This window comes from Vibrio tasmaniensis (assembly GCF_024347635.1).
Lineage (GTDB): Bacteria > Pseudomonadota > Gammaproteobacteria > Enterobacterales > Vibrionaceae > Vibrio > Vibrio tasmaniensis.
Map to the genome: position 1 here is coordinate 1,397,277 of NZ_AP025511.1, position 17,513 is coordinate 1,414,789.

Genomic DNA, 17,513 nt, shown 5'->3' on the forward strand with positions numbered 1-17,513 from the left:
CGCGACTTAACAAGGAGCGTTTTAAAAGATAGGTATTACAAAAGTCGTTAGCCAATGGTAAAGCGGCTTCCGGTATAATTGAGAATAGGGGCCATATTCTAGATTGCTAGGCGGATATCCAACTCAATCGGCTTTGGCATTGCCAAGTGATAGCCTTGATACATATCGAAACCCAAATCTTGCATCGCATTCAGTTGTTGTTGAGTCTCTATACCTTCGATTACCGTCTTTGCACCGATTTGGTTGGCAAGTTTAAGCACCAATTCCATTTTCCCTGTGTCACCGTTTTCAAAATCCAACATCACAGAGCGATCGATTTTGATGATATGAGGGGTGATATGGCGAACACGTTGCTCTGTTGACGCCTGTGTTCCAAAGTCATCAACAGCGATTTGAAAACCATTATCCGCAAGTGAGTGGGCCGCGTTTTTTAAACGTTCTTCACTCTCTACATTAAGCTCGACCAACTCCATGACGATTTGTTCGCACGGTAAGTTAAGCTCTTGAAGACGTTTAGCTAACAGAGTGTCTTTTACTTTTTCTGAAGCAAACAACTCACCAACGTTTGGAAGAACGTTTAAAAACAGGTTTAAGTGACGGACTGTCGATTGTGCAAAGTTGCGGACATGGATAGCGCGACTCAGCCTTTCTACGTTGATTTTATCGGTGTACGAGGTTTCGTCGGAATGGAAGAAGTGATCAGGGCGAACAGTATCCCCGTTAGTATTTGAAATTCGAACTAAAGCCTCTACACCTATCTGAACCATCGTAGAGTCAAATATAGGTTGGTAGACACTTGTAAGTGTTAAGTCTTGGTATTTCGCAATAAACTGCATATCAGCATCCACAGATATACAACTAATAAATTCACTTCTGTCTGATAAAATCATAATCGCTATAAAAGGTGTTTATTCAGTGACGAGAAAGTACGTCGCGGCTGTCACAATATTGACAGGTGCTGACAAATTGTCAAATAATAAAAATTCATCTTTAGACCCAATATTTAATTAAATAAACTTTCTTAAAAATCAGCATGATAAATGCCATTACCCATTAGAATTGGTTATTATTGACTGGCTTTCATAAGCTCAGTGAATTTAATGGCTGAGTGACCTGTTTTATATCCAATGAGTCAATGAAAAGGTTTAACGTGTATGAACAAGAGAAAAATAGCGATAAAGGCTTAGATTGTAGATGAATGTCAAAGTAATAATATAAGTAGGCAATGGTGTTGTATCGAAATGGAAACAATGTCTAAAAATTAATAATAGCGGGAGGTTAAGTTATTAATTATTAAAGTTAATAGCGCGAATAATAAATGATATAAAACATAGGTTATATTTTATAAAACGATAAACTTTAGATATGGTTATTTGGTTTATATATTTTATGGAAAAGTTTATTTGTATTTTATTGCCATTGTATTACCGCATAAAGTTGTAAGTATTTACGAACTAGCTGTTGATTTCCAGAGCGTTTTAGCGGGTGAGCGAATTTGATAAAACACGGACTGATTTTGAAGTTACTATTTAAATCATCTGCGAATTGAGTATCACTCTTTCTTAGCGTGATACCTTGTAGGCTGTAGTCGCTAATCTGGTCTGGGAGTTCCCCCATCCACCAATGCAAGAGTTCACCACTGTTTTTGCTTCGACTTATCCAATGGTCGGAGACAATGATCAATAGGTCATTGGGTTGAATGGCAAATCCGTACTCTTGCTGCCAGTTATGGATGTCCAACATCAACTTTCTACGACAAGTCTTTCCTGCGCTCACCATATGGTGGCTAATCATCCAAACGGTACCAATTTCAGAAGAGATTCGAAAGTGTCGTGGTGTTTCACCAGAAGAGAGCATTTCTAATGGGCTTACGTTACTTGCATGATTGAAGCTGACGAAAGTGTGCTCCATTCGTCTGGCAAACGCTTTGCCTATGTGATGTTCACTGATCCCTTGATTGTGTACGGTAGGGTAATGACGTTCACAAAGTTTCAAGCAATCGTCTTGAAACTGATTGACGCTTTTAATCACCAGATCTAATAACAATGAAGCCTCTTATACACAGTTGCTATCTTATTGATGGGCAATAGTACGGTAATTTTGGCGCCATTACCTATCGCCAAAGTGCGAGTTCTTGATCCCTCTATCAAAATTAACCATTACTAAGCGATTTTATGGATAGCACTGGCACTCTACTGGTCTGTAAACTAAATTATGAGGAATTATAGCTAGTTAGAAAATTTCAGCTGATTGGCAGAGTTGCAGTGAGCTAACGAAATTATAGCTTAGTCGGCTAATCACAATTGTTCTACTTACTCTTTATTTGGACACATTCATGACCATTCAATTAGATTCGAAACAAAAGTCTGAGCTCACTCAGACATTACAAAAGTACCTGCAAGATGAACTAGATGTAGATCTTGGTCAGTTCGACACTGAATTCTTAGTCGACTTCATTAGTAAAAAGTTTGGTGCAGTCTATTACAACAAGGGGATAGAAGACGCTCAAAAAGTCATGGAACGAAAAATGTTAGACATCTCGGACGAGCTCTATGAAATTGAACAAATCGTTGAAATATAAATCAGAAAGCGATTGTTCGACAAAGAAATTTGCCCATAAAGCAACTTGTTCAACATTTTTGAATAACTCGTTTAATTTGAAATGATGTGACTAATGTAAAACTTGGTAAATAATATGTTACGCAAACTTGGTGTAGGGTACGCTTTTCAAAACTACACGACACGTTAACATTCGGAAGAGATGTATGAACAGCAACGTCAGAAATTATAATCCTTTAGCAAGAGCAATGCATTGGATCTCAGCACTCGCAGTATTTGGCTTATTTGGTGTAGGCCTATGGATGGTTGATCTTTCTTACTACAGTGAGTGGTACAAAACAGCACCAGACTACCACCGTTCGGTAGGCATTCTTTTGGCTGCAGTGACCATTATTCGCTTGCTTTGGAAGTTAGTTACCGCGTCACCAAAAGTGGATGGTAAAAGCTATGAAGTTGTAGCCGCGAAGATAGCTCACGGCTTTATGTACATTAACTTAGCGGTTTTGTTTATTTCAGGTTATTTGATTTCGACATCAGATGGCCGTGGGATCGAGGTATTCAATTGGTTCACTGTACCAAGTATGGGTGAACTGTTTGCAAACCAATCTGATCTCGCAGGAACGGTTCACTACTATGCTGCATGGGTACTGATCATTATGGCATCAGTGCACGCATTAGCGGCGATAAAACACCACGTTATCGACAAAGACGATACGCTACGAAAAATGATAGGAGCTTCAAAATGAAAAAGTCAATTATCGCTACAGGATTAGCATTTGCTATGGCAATGCCTTTCGCTGCGAACGCCGCTGATTACGTGATTGATACAAAAGGTGCGCATGCTTCAGTTAACTTCAAAGTTAGCCATCTAGGTTACAGCTTTATCCAAGGACGTTTTAACACGTTCTCTGGTGACTTCTCATTTGATGAAAGCAATGTTGAAGCGTCTAAAATCAACGTAACGGTTGATACTACAAGCCTTGATTCAAACCACGCAGAGCGTGACAAGCACATCCGTAGCGGAGACTTCATCGATGCAGGTAAGTTCTCTGATGCGACTTTCAACAGCACAAAAGTGGTTGATAAAGGCGAAGGTAAACTTGAAGTTATGGGCGACCTTAAACTTCACGGCGTAACTAAGCCTATCGTTATCGAAGCTGAATTCATCGGTGCTGGTCAAGACCCATGGGGCGGTGAGCGTGCTGGTTTCGTAGGTACAACTCGTCTAGAGCTTGCTGACTTCAACATTCCAGTAATGGGTGCTTCAAGCTACGTAGACATGGATCTACACGTTGAAGGTGTAAAGAAGTAATCTAGCTATTAATCATCGCTGGCTGGTATCAATCTTTTATGTAACATCAAAAATTGAATAGATACCTAGAAGCAACAGTTAGAAAAAGAGAAAGGCGCAAAGTATTTACTTTGCGCCTTTTTATTATGGTAAATGGTCACGCGTTTAGACCTGTTTTGTGTCAAATCTTTAGTTGCGCTTAAGCCACCATTTACTTTTAGCCAGTCAACGTTGCCATGACTGATTTATCTAAGTGAACAACTAATCCCTAATTGTTCAACTTTGTACTAGTTAACTAACCACTTCCTAGTAAAACAGTCGTTAGCTATACGCTTCCTAGTTAAACCGTTGCAAGTCAATCCACTGTAGATTAAGCCACAGTAAGTTAAACCATTAGCTAGTTAAGCCGTTTCTAGTTCAGCCTTTGGAACCACGTTTAAGCGGTCACCGTAGATAGGACGTAGTGCTTGCATCACTTCAGTGCGAGTCAGCACGCCGACCATCACGCCATTTTCTAGCACTGGAAGCATGTGCGGTTGGCTTACTTTCATCGCTTTTGCACGTTCTTCTAAAGAAAGAGAAGTCAGGCGAGTTGCGTAGCCCATGCTTGTCGTAGGGTACAGTTGCTCTTTGTCGATACATAGGAACTCAGCAACATCAACTAGCTTATCGTTAGCAGAGATAGCGACGACGTCACGGCTCATTAGGTCTACCACTTTCTGACCTTTAGTCGGAATGTAGTCTTGGCACCAAAGATCAACCATTACGTCGTGAACAGAGAAGATACCTACTAAGCGGCCTTCAACATCGCAAACAGGAGCGCTAACAAGTTGAGCGTCTAAAAGTGAATCAATCGCGACTGAAGTAGGCATTTCTACGCTCAGTGTAATTGGTTGAGTGTTCATGATTTGCTTGATAGTTGTTGTAGTGTTCATAGTGATTTCCTTAACTGACGTAATTTCTGTTGTTTGAGTTATTGCTGTAATTTTTGCTGCTTTAAGCTGCGGGCGACGGTAGATACTCCAATTGGCTAAGCCAACCAATACTGAACCACCTACAATGTTGCCAATTGTCACTGGTATTAAGTTTGCGGTGACAAATTTCATGATGTTTAGGTCTGCGTACTGGGCTGAGGTTGCGCCAATTTGCGTCCAAAAACTTTCTGGTGCGAATGCTTGAATCGTGATGCCTAGCGGAACCATGAACATATTCGCCACACAGTGTTCAAAGCCTGAGCTAACGAACATCGCAACGGGTAACACGGTCATCATTGCTTTGGTCATGGCGTTAGCAGAGCTGAACGTTAACCAAATCGCTAAACACACCAGCAAGTTACAAAGCACACCCAAAGCAAACGCTTGAACAGGGCTGTGATGTAGCTTGTGTTGAGCAATGTTAAGAGCGTTCAAGCCCCATTGCCCGCCATCCAGTTGATACAAGCCTGCTGCGCTTACCAAAGCCAGTAGGAACATGGCACCGATAAAGTTGCCTACATAAACCTTGCCCCAGATAGACAGCATCTTGGTGAAGGTGATTTGTTTGTTAGCCCATGAGATGCTTGATAACACCGAACTGGTAAATAGCTCGCCACCGCAAATCACAATCAGGATTAACCCCATACTGAATGCAAGACCACCGGCTAAACGACTTAATCCCCATCCTGCATCAGCGCTACCTGTGGTCACCGTGATGTAGAATAAAAAAGCAAGCCCGATGAATGCGCCAGCCATGATTGCCAAACTCAATGTCATGCTGCTGGTTTTGTTTGCTTTGCTTAATGCAAACTTCTCGGCTTCCGCCATCATTTCTGTTGGTGAGAACAGTTGCTGATTTTCAGAAGTGCTGGTTGCCATATCCCCCCCTTGAACAATCCGTCATGTGTAATTCCTAGTCTTAGTAACTTGGTTAATCCGTAATGGTTAATCAGTAATGTTTGCAGGGCTCGTTGTGTCCTGCCATTCCAGATTAGGGTGTTGAGGGGTAGAGGTAAAATTGATAATTTTTAGAAACCACATCAAATTTATTGATATAGCTTGGGTTAGGCGTAGAATGAAATTGATTGCTCATCGGCTTAACAAAAAACGAGCAACAGGACACAAGTTATTAAAAGAATTAAGGATAGATTTTGCGTTATTCATTAAAGCAACTCGCCGTCTTTGACGCGGTAGCAGATTCGGGAAGCGTAAGTCAGGCGGCTGATAGGCTTGCATTGACTCAGTCGGCGACCAGTATGTCTCTTGCACAGTTGGAAAAAATGCTCGGCAGGCCTTTGTTTGAAAGGCAGGGCAAGCAAATGGCGCTCACTCATTGGGGCATGTGGCTAAGGCCAAAAGCGAAGCGTTTACTGCAAGATGCGCAGCAAATTGAGATGGGATTTTACGAGCAACATTTATTGAGTGGAGAGCTCAAACTCGGTGCGAGCCAAACCCCGGCGGAACACCTGGTTCCAGACCTCATCAGTATTATTGATAACGACTTTCCTGAGATGCGAATCTCGCTTGGTGTACAAAGTACCGATGCGGTTATAGATGGCGTATTAGATTATCAATATGACCTTGGTGTTATCGAAGGGCGCTGTGACGACAACCGTGTTCACCAAGAAGTGTGGTGTACCGACCATTTAACGGTGGTTGCATCGGCTCATCACCCATTTGCAAAACGTGAACGAGTAAGCTTGGCGCAACTAGAACAAGCGAAGTGGGTATTGCGTGAACATGGTTCGGGTACTCGCAAAGTTTTTGATAGCTCTATTCATCATTTAATTGGCGATCTTGATGTTTGGCGAGAGTATGAACACGTTCCTGTTTTAAGAAGTTTGGTTGCAAACGGCCCATATTTGACGTGTTTGCCTTATCTAGATGTTGAGCAGTTTGTTGAATCTGGCCAGCTCGTGACCCTGAATGTTCCTGAGCTTGAAATGGAACGTACGCTTTCGTTTATTTGGCGTGCCGACATGGCAGAAAACCCACTTGCTGAGTGTATTAAGCGAGAAGGTAAGCGCATGATGAAAGGCAAGCCGTCGGTTCTTTAGCGGATATTCGACAAATTTCTGATAACCAATTGTGTTGAATAAGCGATACCGGTCTCCAACTGGTGATAAATGCACATCCGCATACATTATTAATGTGATCATGATCGGCCAAAAGAAGGCGTTCTTCCCATAATATGCTTACTTGATTTTAAGTGAGGCTAAATCCGGTTGCGATGAATTTCGTAATTAGGCTTTAGAAATAGTATGAGTACATTAGTCGCGATTTCATTAACAACAGGTATTTTGTCTGGTCTTTGGGGATGGATTGCTATCTCTTTCGGCTTATTGTCATGGGCAGGTTTCCTAGGTTGCACCAGTTATTTTGCTTCGCCAACAGGCGGTGTTAAAGGACTAGCAGGCAGCTTACTGACCAACATGACAGGTGTATTCTGGGCAATGGTGATTATCGAAAGCTCAACCTTCGCAGGGTTAGAGATTTTAGGCTATATGATTACTGCTATTGTGGCTTTCTTTATGTGTATTCAAGCCAAACAAGCGTGGTTAGGTTATATCCCAGGCACCTTCATTGGTTGCTGTGCGACGTTTGCTGCAGGCGGTGATTGGCAACTTGTCGTGCCATCTTTACTGCTTGGTGGTGTCTTTGGATACTTGATGAAAGCAACGGGGCTATGGCTTCACGAGAAATCGACTCAATCTTCGGAAGCGGTTGAACAACACGCTAAGCAAGCTAAGGCTTAATTCGTTAACCTAGCCTTAATTCGTTAACCTAACCTTAGTTTAGTCACTGTGAACTCTTGCAAGATAACCCCCAATTAATTTGTATATCGATTTATACAGGCACACCACTTGGTGTGCCTTTTTTGGTTTTGGTTCCTTAGTCAATTCAAGAAATTATAAACAGAAGAACTAATAGCACTTATCAGATAAGCAAGAAGCTAGGTATTTCCGTTTGCCATGGTGATCACGCGTTTTAAAGTCCATCTCAACAACAATGGAATACAGTCTTGTCCTTGATTTTCACAATGAGACACGATCGCTAAAGCCAGATCGGGTTTTGCGTGTTTCTTGAGAACTTTTGCCACAACTTTTTTTGCTGGAATAGGGTGATCATAAGGAATCTTAACCATGTCTCTGAAAAAGTTCTCAAACCCATTCATATACAAGTAGTGCTCGATGTCCCTATCAGGCAGTTCTGTCAGGCGATGTCGCTCTTGATCATTACCGAGTTTAGAGAGCACCGTTGCGGCATACTTTTTACCGGCAGCATCGCCATCGGTGACGACATGCCAATCTATTCCAAACTCTTGCGCGACTTTGATCAGTGCCTTGAGTCCTGATTGAGCGAACTCAATAATCTGAACGCCTTCCGCAGCAAGGTTATACCCACATTGGTTGGCTAACTCGTTAAACAACCATACTTCGGTTTCACCTTCTACCAACAACCAACAGCGAGCATACAGAGCACCGGACCGGTGAAAACGAATATGAAAACCAATTCGACGAAGTTCATCTTTGCTGAAGTGGTTCATGTTAAGTTGGTTGGCAATGGTTTTATCCGACTGACGCACCAAGCGACGAATCGATTGAAGTGGCACAGCAGCAAGTAGATCGCCACTGTTGGTGGTCAGGATTTTTTGCATGGGTAACTTTTGCATCAAGCTCCAAGCCCTTGCTAGATGCGTCGGATGCAGTCGGCCCTCTGGATCTTCAAGGATCAAAAGAGGGCGCGCGCATCGTCTTAAGTCATTTGGCCCTTTTGCTTGCAAATAGGCATTAAGTAACCCCATGAATAATAAGCGCGTTTGTTTGTTTTTGGTCTCTTCGACCAATTGATGAATGCTCTTGTCGTTCGCACCAGCTGAGTACAGTAGCCCGTCACGCGGTTTTCTCGGATTCTTACGTGAGACACTCTTAAATGAGAAGTAGTGTTCTATTAAGCTTTGCATTGATTCAAGACTACTGCGCATTTCACCTTTATTAACATGTCCGGGTATCGCCATAAGACGGCGGCAGGTGTTGTCGATGCGCTTTTCTATTCTTGCCTGACGGCCATTGCCATTGCCATTGCCGCTGCTGCCGTTTCCATTCGTGCCATGACCATTGGTCGTGTGATTATGTCCGTTCCCATGTCCGTTCCCATGTCCGTTCCCATGTCCGTTATTTGGATTGTTGTTCCCATTTCCGTTTGCATTATTCGCGTGAACATTAGTCGGCAGGTGAGCATTGTGGTTAAGTGAATTGCTGTTAAAAGGACGATCGAAGTGCCTTGCGTCCCGTAAACGGATCACAGGATGCAAGGTCATTAACTCTTGAGCGAGTTTTTCGGAGTGATGAAGTTTAAGCGGATTACCGTCTAAACCTAAAAATGCGTAGTGTGTGGTCGTTTCATACTGCTCTAACGTGGCACTGATTCGATAATAGATACGAAAGACACCAAACTCGTCTTGAACCCACACCGGCTTCAGTTTGCGATAACGTCCTGCATTTAGCTCACTTTTATCGTTGGCTTTTAATGCGAGAACAATTTGAAGGTGTTGAGACTGTGGATGTGAAACCGAGTAATCGACATGGAAATCGGTCATTTCGAAGTGATATGGAACACCGTCTGAAGGAAGAACGACGGAAAGGGCATCCAATAATGAAGACTTACCCCAAGTATTTTCACCAATAAGCGTGGTTAGCTCATCAAACGCAAGAGACATGCGCTTAATACCTCGAAAGCCAGAAATCTCGATTCTTTCTAGTTGCATAGGCTTACTCCTAACGGAAGGCTCTGCTAATTGTTTGAAAGCTAACAGATATCTTTAATCATAATCGAAAAACACCAATCCGGTATGCTCATCTGTCACAAAACCCGTTGTTTATTTATACGGTGCAAAATGAGATTTTTGATCTATCTCGAGTATTTTTTTGCAGTGCAGTTTCATAAAATTCACGATTCTGTCATGATTCTCGACCTAGTATGAAGGGACAAAGAGAGAAGAAAATATGACTAAAAAGAATAAGCCGACAAAAATAGTGTTGGCACACATCAACGACACCCACTCATACTTTGAACCAACCTCATTACAGTTATCACTTAAAATGAACAGCCACATCATAGAACCTTATGTGAGTACTGGTGGCTTTGCTCGAATCTCAACACGCTTTAAGCAAATTGAACAAGATGCTCAGCGTCAGAAGGTTGGAACCCTGTTCCTGCATGCTGGTGACTGCTTTCAAGGCACTTTGTACTTCTCCTTATTCAAGGGAAAAGCCAACGCAGATCTGTTGAATGCCCTTAATATAGATGCCATGACTCTTGGCAACCATGAGTTAGACATGGGGAATGAGCCCGTTGCGATTTTCGCTAAAAGAATTAAATTTCCATTGTTAGCAGGTAACTGGAACCTATCGAATGAGGATATCAATAAAACTCATACCTTAGCGGACAACGAAATTGTTAAGCCTTATCTGACTGTAACGCGAAGTGCCTCTTTTATAACGAAAGAGTTTGATGGCGAGAAGGTTGCAATATTCGGCTTAAGCATCGACAAGATGGCAGGCATTGCTAATCCAGATATCGATACACCATTTGAAAATGCTTTAGAAACCGCAAAAGCGACCATTGAGCAGATTCATAAAGCTGGCATCAACAAGATTGTGTTGCTCAGTCACCTTGGTTACGAAGCTGATTTAGAGCTAGCGGCCAACGTTTCAGGTATTGGCGTCATTGTTGGAGGGCATAGCCACCGTTTGCAAGGTGACTTCTCTGATATCGGCTTAGTTAAAGACGATGATTACGGCGTGAAAGTCGGTGACACCTATGTAGTACAAGCGGGTTTCCACGCCATTAGCCTAGGGCACTGCGAAATCGAGTTCGATTCTCAAGGCAAAGTGACGCACTTTAACGGCAAAAATGAGCTGCTGTTAGGACGTCGACTGTTTATAGACGCGAAATTGAGTGAAGTAGGGCAAGACGATGCCCACGACATGGCGTGTGAGTTTTTAAACAATCACCCTAATATTGCAGTGTGTAAAAAAGATCCTGAGCTGCAGAGCATTCTGACGGATAAATACCAGCCGAGAGTTCGAAAACTTCAACAACAAGTTATTGCTCATGCAGACACTACACTGCGCCATATTCGGATCCCGGATGAGAAAGGTCCAAGTCAGCTTGCTCCGTTGGTTGCTCAATCATTTCACTACTTGATGAATAAGAAAGGACATCAAGTTGAGTTTGCTATCCACAACTCTGGTGGAGTGCGAAATTCACTCAATAGTGGTGATGTATCCGTTGCCGATATTGCCGGAAAACTACTACCGTTTGCCGTACCCATTGGTGTGTATGAAGTAAAAGGTGAAACGATCGCGGGTATGCTTGAAGGGGCAATCAATAACGCATTGGATAATGGCGTTGTAGGGACAGGCTCAGGCAGCTTTCCTTATACGCATAACCTAAGGTTTTGTTACCACAAGGAAGCGCCTCTTGGGCATAGAATCCATCATTTAGAAATTCATTCTGAAGCATTGGGATGGCAGGCTGTTTCTCGAGATCGAGTCTATCGGGGCACGTCGTCAGCCTACACTATGAAAGGAAAAGAGGGCTATAACGCCGTTTTGGATATGATAGGTGATGGTGTGGTGACGACCGACTCAATGGCAGATTGTTTCATCGAGTTTCTACAAGACCACCCAGAGTCGCTTCAACACAATGAGCCATTAAATTGCATGGAGTGCTTTAGATAATCAGCAATAATACTTGTGCTTGATATTATTGCTGCAGTTTATTTATAAATTTGGCATTGTTTATGCTTTATTCCTGCAGGTCGCCTTCTTGTGGAGATAAACATGGATAAGAAAGATTGGTTAGATGCGGTAGCGGTTGTTGGCTGGGTATCGGTTTGGTCTGCGTTAGTGTATTTGATACCGACGGCAGGATTATAATTTACGCAGAATTGTAATTTACTCAAAATTATAACTTGATCACGCAGTGCCATAGCGAGTTTGGATAGTGAATTTATTCTTAGAATCAATTCGAGTGTCTATTTGACAGAGTGGCATCAATAAGAAAGGAGCACTTGCTCCTTTTTGCATTTCTAGTGCAAATTTTTCTAGACGAAACAAAGATAGAGGAATATTATCCACGCGTTTGGGGAGTAGTTAGCGCAAGTTTACATATCGTCATCTCGTTAGGCCAAGAGTCTATCCGGTATGTAAAGGTGAAATCCCATATTTCACTTCAACGAGACCAACGCAATCACAATCAAGATCCGTCGTGGAACTTGATAGTTTTGTTTGCGGAAGGTCTTTGTACAGTTCTTCCGCCCGGAGGAATAATGAACTCAACTCAATCTCTATTATCTACACATAGTGAATCCTTTTTTTCATCGCCAATCATGACGACTTATGCGGGCTTTTTCCTGCTGACAGTCATTCTCGTCTCTATTGATATCTATCAGACTCGTGGTGGTAGTGTAACCATCAAGAAAGCGGCAATTTGGAGCGTTTTCTGGTTTGTGCTCGCGTTTTTATTTGCTGGTTCCATTTACCTATTTTGGGACATCTATGCGCCGAATAGTGAATACACAGCCCAAAAAGCAACCGTGTCATTTATTACCGGTTACTTGCTAGAAAAATCATTGAGCGTAGACAACTTGTTTGTTTTCGCGATGATCTTTGCTCAATACCAAGTTCCTGAGCATCTAAGACCTCGTGCGCTTCTTTGGGGCGTAATTGGTGCATTGGTGCTTCGTGCAATTATGATCGCATTAGGTGCTCAGCTCTTGGCTGAATACCACTGGGTGCTTTATGTATTTGCTGCGTTCCTAATTGGTACAGGTATTAAACTGGCGCTAGATAAGGGCGAAGAGGAGAGTGTGAATACGCTACCTGAGAAGTTACTTCGTAAAGTGATGCCTGTGACAGAAGACTTCCAAGGTCCTGCATTAATGGTTAAACAGGGTGCAAAATGGGCATTCACTCCAATGATGTTGGTGATCGGCGCGATTGCAGTCATGGACGTGATGTTTGCATTGGATTCTATCCCTGCCATTTTCGCTGTTACGCGAGAGCCATTCTTAGTACTGGCCGCGAACGTATTTGCATTGCTTGGCCTTCGTTCATTGTACTTTGTTCTTCAGGGCATGATGGATAAGTTCATTTACTTGAAACCTGCATTGGCATTCATCATGGTCTTCATCGGTGTAAAAATGCTACTGGTTGACAGTGAGTGGGCTATCCCAACTTATTGGTCGCTAGCAGTGCTGGTTTCTACGATGACGATTGCAGTTATAGCGTCGGTTTATGTGAAGAAGCCAGCTATTGAACAAGTAAATTAAAAACAAATATAACTTATCGAAAAATCCATAATGAACACGTGGCTGATGAAGTGGAAAATTTATTTATGTAAATTTTATGTGACATCAGCCACCGTTGTTTGAGGGTTAATTGTACTAAATGCATGATATTAACGTCATTGTGAATTTATACCCACCATTTGTGAATATCTATTTTCATGCGTTGTTAACGGCTTGTTTTATTAGAAAAACTAATCTGAATATCCAAATTTAGTCATTTTTTAACGTGCAAAAAATCACCTAATATTCTTGTCATCAGAACGAACCACTTAAACAAATTTATAGAGAGGCAATCATGGCTCAAGCAATGCAAATGAATACTATCGCTGTTCCTAACTCTATGGATAAGAAGACCTACTCGGTTAACTTCAAAGGATTGATTGCACACATTTTCGATATTCTTTTTGTAGACAACTCTCCACGTAGTTACTACTCAAGCGAACTATCTGGTCACATGCAACGCGATATCGGTATCAACCGTTAATCTCTGCGTTAACATGTAAAAATATAGAATTTTAAGAAAACGCCAGCTTCTGAAGCTGGCATTTTTGTATCTGAAAGAAGCTGTGTATCTGGAATAAGCTTTGCATCTCAAAGAAACTAAGCATTTGAAATAAACCCAGCACCTGAAATAAACTCAGCACCTGAAAGAAAAATCTAGGCATAACGGTCTGTATTTGAGCGCCAGTAAATTCGCTTTGTACAAGGATCACGGTATGTCACACGCCAGTCGCAACTCACCATTGATTAAATTCTGTTTATTTGCCTTACCGATCGGCTTTTACTCTTCTGTGTCGAATGCACAAACCTGGAGTAATGAAGGTCAACCTGCGCAGGTTATCGAACTGTTCACCTCTGAAGGTTGTTCAAGTTGTCCGCCTGCTGATGCCTACCTTAGTACTTTTGAAGACCACCCTAATCTTTGGACACAAGTCATTCCGCTCGCCTATCACGTCGATTACTGGGATTACCTAGGGTGGGGAGACAAATTCGCTAGCAAGGCATTCAGTCAGAAGCAACGCTTGTACAAAGCTTATGGAGTAACAAGTGGCGTTTATACTCCGGGCTTTATCGTCGATGGCAAAGAGTGGCGCGGTTACTTTAACTGGCTCGATAGAAATCTCCCTTCGATCCAACAACAAAGTAACCCTAAGCTAACCGTCAATCATAAAGGCGATACGTTCAGTGTGAATTACGAAGGTAAAGGGGATTATGTCGCTCATATTGCCTTGTTGGCGATGAACGAAGTCACCACCGTTAAAGCGGGCGAGAACAGAGGTAAGAAACTTGAGCACGATTTTGTCGTGGTTTACGACGGCTATCAACGTGGTGAATCTGAATGGCAATTCAATATCGATTTCTCTCTTTTAGTCACCACACCAGACGCCGTCGCCGTGTGGTTAACTGAACCTAACTCGTATACACCGGAACAAACGGTAGCAGGATGGCTGAATTAAACTTGCGATAACGTGATAGCTGGGTGTGTTGTAGTAGGGGCTAATTGCTAAAACACGAGAGAAAGGGGCGATTTAGTTACGTAATACTGCTGAAATACGTTAATATAGCGCGCTAATATTTTAGCTTTGAGTTCCTGCAATTAATGACTAACACCACAACACCAACCAACTTCTCTGATCTTGGCTTAATCTCTCCTTTGATGGCTCGTCTTACCGAGCTTGAATACCAACAGCCAACGCCTATCCAAGCGCAAGTTATTCCAAGTGTGTTAGCAGGACGCGACCTAATTGCAGGCGCAAATACAGGTTCAGGTAAAACTGCAGCATTTGCACTGCCGCTGTTACAACAAATCCATGAAGCTGCACCTTTAGACCGAAGAGCAGGCAAAGGTAACTTTGTGTCCGGCCTTATCTTAGTTCCTACTCGTGAACTTGCTAAGCAAGTCGCTGACAGTGTTAAGTCTTACGCTGTGCATTTCAATGGTGCGATTAAAACGGTTTGTGTATTTGGTGGTGTATCGGTCAACACTCAGATGCAAGCGCTACGTGGCGGCACAGACATCTTGGTGGCAACACCGGGTCGTTTGCTTGATCTAATCTCAAGCAACGCTATCAAACTCGATAAAGTAAAAACGTTAGTGCTTGATGAAGCTGACCGAATGTTGAGCCTTGGCTTTACCGAAGAGCTCGACGCGATCTTGAAGCTGCTGCCAAGCAAGAAGCAAACTCTGTTGTTCTCTGCGACTTTCCCTGAGCAAGTTAAAACGTTGACTCACGAATTACTGAACGACCCAATTGAAGTCCAACTTCAAAGTGCCAATGCGAGCACGCTAGTTCAGCGAGTATTCGAAGTCGAAAAAGGCCGTAAGACAGCTTTGTTAGCGCACCTGATTCAACAGCACGAATGGCGACAAGCTCTGATCTTCGTTAACGCGAAGAACAGCTGTGAACATTTGGCAGACAAGCTATACAAGCGCGGTATCATTGCAGAAGTATTCCACGGTGATAAAGGTCAGGGTTCACGTACTCGTATCTTAGAAGATTTTAAATCTGGCGAGATTGACGTTCTGATCGCGACAGACATCGCAGCTCGTGGTCTGGATATTGAAAAGCTTCCTGTAGTAATCAACTTTGACTTACCACGTAGTCCATCAGACTACATGCACCGTATTGGCCGAAGCGGTCGTGCGGGTGAGGTGGGCCTTGCGTTATCACTAATCGATCACGAAGATTACCACCACTTCACAATCATCGAGAAGAAGAACAAAATTCGTCTTGAGCGCGAGCAAATTGAAGGCTTTGAAGTGGATGAAGAGGCAACCGCTGCACTTGTTGCTGCGCTAAAACCCGTAGCGCCACCGGCTGGTACAGGCAAGAAGAAGAAAAAGAAAAAACCACAGACTAACCAAGATGTTTGGTTGAGAAATAACTGATTTTGAGTCAGTAAAAAATAGATTTTTTAAAGGCGCTTAATTGCGCCTTTTTTGTGCCTGTCGTTCGGTTCTTAAAATAACGTGCTTAAGCAGCGCTCTTTACTCTGAAGAGGTCAGTAAATAGCTTAGCGATCATCAAGACAACAAGGACTGTGGTCAACATCAGCAATGGTGTTTGAATCTGATAAACTGGTGTTAGATTGAGCGCGCCAGATGTCAGGACGACCAACAAGTTAATGCCAAGTATTCGGTGTACCATCAGTTTAGGTGTTGCGAACACTTTCCATATCACCATGCTATTAATGAAATAGAACAGTGCCAATTGCCACAATTCAGTCATCATCGGCATGATAAACACGTATTGAAGTAAAATAATGGTACCCGTGCCTATCACCCCGAAAAACGCATCTTTGATAACACTTGGTGGCATCGTCGGCAACATGGAAGAAAATACGCCTGCAATCATCGGAAAAATAAAACCACCCGGAACAGGTAGATATATCCAAACCAATAGCGACGTTACGAACATCGAGACACCTTGTAAAACCTTTCTCCCATCCTCATTCAGATGTTGAACAAAGGTACGGTGCTCATGGTGCCAAGAAACGTTTATCTTCTCACTCTTCACAAACGGCACATCATCAATCAATAACAAGTGTGGCGCCAGCAATTCTAATTTTTCCAGTTTTTCGGTGAGAATTGGCCAATCAATAGCTTGAGTTAGCTCATCTGAGGCGAGTTCAAGCAGTCGAGCCTGAATATGCGCCATTTCATGGATTCTCAAACGCCAGTCTAGAATATTCGCTTTAAGGTGATAACTGCCGTTTAATGGTAAATCTAGCAGTTGGTAAAGCTTATCAATATTCGCGGTGTTGGATTCTAAGGCTTCTATATCCAAGCTGTCGGTGTTACGCATTGCAGTTAACAATGTCTCTCTGCTTACTTCAAAGCGCTGTACAAAGTTTTGTTCAGTGGTTACCGGCCAGATAAGACGATAAACAATTGAGAAGGTGATAACGCCTAGCAAAGTTTCTTGTATTCGTAGCACCGCAAAATAAAATGTAATTTGGTTATCGAATCCGCCCATGCACGAGATGATGGAGCAGACAGCAAAGCCTATAGAAAAGACATAACCGTATTTTTCATCACTCGACATGAAGATGCATGTACCAAGAAATAAGGTGAAAAACATCAGAAATAGAAAGCGGTCCTGAGAAAACATCGCAATCAAGAAAAACGCATAACCCGTCCCTAACAAGGTTCCCATTAGTCGGTTATGGCCTTTGTTTATTGAATGGGCAAAACTCTCGTTCAATGCCATGACTGCAACCGCAATTGCCGCCCAGTACGGCTTTTCCCACTGAAACCACAACGCAAGACAGATAGAGATAACAATAGCGAGAGAAGCCTTAATTGCTTCTTTGGTCGATGCATTGAACATAA

The 17,513-nt window shown here is 42.6% G+C and carries 15 protein-coding genes; 10 read left to right on the top strand and 5 right to left on the bottom strand.

Annotation, left to right across the window (positions count from 1 at the left end; all coding sequences use genetic code 11):
• Nucleotides 1-98: 98 nt before the first annotated feature.
• Together OCV44_RS20415 and OCV44_RS20420 are read right to left on the bottom strand one after the other, a co-directional pair.
• On the bottom strand, nt 99-836 hold the full coding sequence (locus OCV44_RS20415) for an EAL domain-containing protein (RefSeq protein ID WP_139685114.1): 738 nt from the start codon (nt 834-836) through the stop codon (nt 99-101).
• Between the two features lie 574 nt (nt 837-1,410).
• Nucleotides 1,411-2,046: a hypothetical protein gene (locus tag OCV44_RS20420; RefSeq protein ID WP_139685113.1), complete on the bottom strand. Its 636-nt coding sequence runs from the start codon at nt 2,044-2,046 to the stop codon at nt 1,411-1,413.
• 289 nt (nt 2,047-2,335) lie between these two features.
• On the opposite strand from OCV44_RS20420, the gene OCV44_RS20425 reads away from it, so the two are divergent.
• From OCV44_RS20425 to OCV44_RS20435, 3 genes are all read left to right on the top strand, one after another.
• Nucleotides 2,336-2,581, top strand: a complete 246-nt coding sequence (locus tag OCV44_RS20425) for a DUF2164 domain-containing protein (RefSeq protein ID WP_086050992.1) — start codon at nt 2,336-2,338, stop codon at nt 2,579-2,581.
• 184 nt (nt 2,582-2,765) lie between these two features.
• Entirely contained in the window at nt 2,766-3,305 is a 540-nt protein-coding gene (locus tag OCV44_RS20430; RefSeq protein WP_139685112.1) for a cytochrome b, read from the top strand.
• Nucleotides 3,302-3,871, top strand: coding sequence for a YceI family protein (locus tag OCV44_RS20435; protein WP_086050990.1), 570 nt, complete (start codon nt 3,302-3,304; stop codon nt 3,869-3,871). Before OCV44_RS20430 ends, OCV44_RS20435 begins: the two co-directional genes overlap by 4 nt.
• Before the next feature lie 380 nt (nt 3,872-4,251).
• Here the strand turns inward: OCV44_RS20435 and focA are convergent, their stop codons facing one another.
• The gene (gene focA, locus OCV44_RS20440; RefSeq protein WP_139685111.1) at nt 4,252-5,703 is read right to left on the bottom strand and encodes a formate transporter FocA; all 1,452 of its coding nucleotides are present in this window, start codon (nt 5,701-5,703) and stop codon (nt 4,252-4,254) included.
• 272 nt (nt 5,704-5,975) lie between these two features.
• Here focA and OCV44_RS20445 point away from each other — a divergent pair, with 272 nt between their 5' ends.
• Nucleotides 5,976-6,881 (top strand): LysR substrate-binding domain-containing protein, encoded by a 906-nt coding sequence (locus OCV44_RS20445; RefSeq protein ID WP_009845304.1) that lies wholly within the window; start codon nt 5,976-5,978, stop codon nt 6,879-6,881.
• A 204-nt stretch (nt 6,882-7,085) separates the two neighbouring features.
• A complete protein-coding gene (locus OCV44_RS20450) occupies nt 7,086-7,580 on the top strand; it encodes a DUF1097 domain-containing protein (RefSeq protein WP_102250468.1) in 495 nt (164 codons plus the stop codon).
• 197 nt (nt 7,581-7,777) lie between these two features.
• Here the strand turns inward: OCV44_RS20450 and OCV44_RS20455 are convergent, their stop codons facing one another.
• Nucleotides 7,778-9,592 carry an ATP-dependent endonuclease gene (locus OCV44_RS20455; protein ID WP_139685110.1) on the bottom strand — a complete coding sequence of 605 codons (1,815 nt, stop codon included), beginning with the start codon at nt 9,590-9,592 and terminating at the stop codon, nt 7,778-7,780.
• 238 nt (nt 9,593-9,830) lie between these two features.
• Here OCV44_RS20455 and OCV44_RS20460 point away from each other — a divergent pair, with 238 nt between their 5' ends.
• From OCV44_RS20460 to OCV44_RS20480, 5 genes are all read left to right on the top strand, one after another.
• A complete protein-coding gene (locus OCV44_RS20460; RefSeq protein ID WP_139685109.1) occupies nt 9,831-11,570 on the top strand; it encodes a bifunctional metallophosphatase/5'-nucleotidase in 1,740 nt (579 codons plus the stop codon).
• Nucleotides 11,571-12,160: 590 nt separating this feature from the next.
• Nucleotides 12,161-13,162, top strand: coding sequence for a TerC/Alx family metal homeostasis membrane protein (locus OCV44_RS20465; protein ID WP_139685108.1), 1,002 nt, complete (start codon nt 12,161-12,163; stop codon nt 13,160-13,162).
• A 313-nt stretch (nt 13,163-13,475) separates the two neighbouring features.
• Nucleotides 13,476-13,664 (top strand): hypothetical protein, encoded by a 189-nt coding sequence (locus OCV44_RS20470; protein WP_139685107.1) that lies wholly within the window; start codon nt 13,476-13,478, stop codon nt 13,662-13,664.
• Nucleotides 13,665-13,896: 232 nt separating this feature from the next.
• Nucleotides 13,897-14,637, top strand: coding sequence for a DUF1223 domain-containing protein (locus OCV44_RS20475; RefSeq protein ID WP_139685106.1), 741 nt, complete (start codon nt 13,897-13,899; stop codon nt 14,635-14,637).
• Nucleotides 14,638-14,780: 143 nt separating this feature from the next.
• Complete coding sequence (locus OCV44_RS20480) at nt 14,781-16,070, top strand: DEAD/DEAH box helicase (RefSeq protein WP_139685105.1); 1,290 nt, start codon at nt 14,781-14,783, stop codon at nt 16,068-16,070.
• An 85-nt stretch (nt 16,071-16,155) separates the two neighbouring features.
• Here OCV44_RS20480 and OCV44_RS20485 read toward each other — a convergent pair whose 3' ends face one another.
• Nucleotides 16,156-17,511 carry an FUSC family protein gene (locus tag OCV44_RS20485; RefSeq protein ID WP_139685104.1) on the bottom strand — a complete coding sequence of 452 codons (1,356 nt, stop codon included), beginning with the start codon at nt 17,509-17,511 and terminating at the stop codon, nt 16,156-16,158.
• Nucleotides 17,512-17,513 lie beyond the last annotated feature (2 nt).

Bases quoted from the DNA above. Each gene is read 5' to 3' on its own strand.
- OCV44_RS20430 (WP_139685112.1), top strand. From the start codon at position 2,766: ATGAACAGCAACGTCAGAAATTATAATCCTTTAGCAAGAGCAATGCAT.
- focA (WP_139685111.1), bottom strand. From the start codon at position 5,703: ATGGCAACCAGCACTTCTGAAAATCAGCAACTGTTCTCACCAACAGAA.
- OCV44_RS20435 (WP_086050990.1), top strand. From the start codon at position 3,302: ATGAAAAAGTCAATTATCGCTACAGGATTAGCATTTGCTATGGCAATG.
- OCV44_RS20455 (WP_139685110.1), bottom strand. From the start codon at position 9,592: ATGCAACTAGAAAGAATCGAGATTTCTGGCTTTCGAGGTATTAAGCGC.
- OCV44_RS20415 (WP_139685114.1), bottom strand. From the start codon at position 836: ATGCAGTTTATTGCGAAATACCAAGACTTAACACTTACAAGTGTCTAC.
- OCV44_RS20470 (WP_139685107.1), top strand. From the start codon at position 13,476: ATGGCTCAAGCAATGCAAATGAATACTATCGCTGTTCCTAACTCTATG.
- OCV44_RS20450 (WP_102250468.1), top strand. From the start codon at position 7,086: ATGAGTACATTAGTCGCGATTTCATTAACAACAGGTATTTTGTCTGGT.
- OCV44_RS20485 (WP_139685104.1), bottom strand. From the start codon at position 17,511: ATGTTCAATGCATCGACCAAAGAAGCAATTAAGGCTTCTCTCGCTATT.
- OCV44_RS20465 (WP_139685108.1), top strand. From the start codon at position 12,161: ATGAACTCAACTCAATCTCTATTATCTACACATAGTGAATCCTTTTTT.
- OCV44_RS20475 (WP_139685106.1), top strand. From the start codon at position 13,897: ATGTCACACGCCAGTCGCAACTCACCATTGATTAAATTCTGTTTATTT.
- OCV44_RS20480 (WP_139685105.1), top strand. From the start codon at position 14,781: ATGACTAACACCACAACACCAACCAACTTCTCTGATCTTGGCTTAATC.
- OCV44_RS20425 (WP_086050992.1), top strand. From the start codon at position 2,336: ATGACCATTCAATTAGATTCGAAACAAAAGTCTGAGCTCACTCAGACA.
- OCV44_RS20460 (WP_139685109.1), top strand. From the start codon at position 9,831: ATGACTAAAAAGAATAAGCCGACAAAAATAGTGTTGGCACACATCAAC.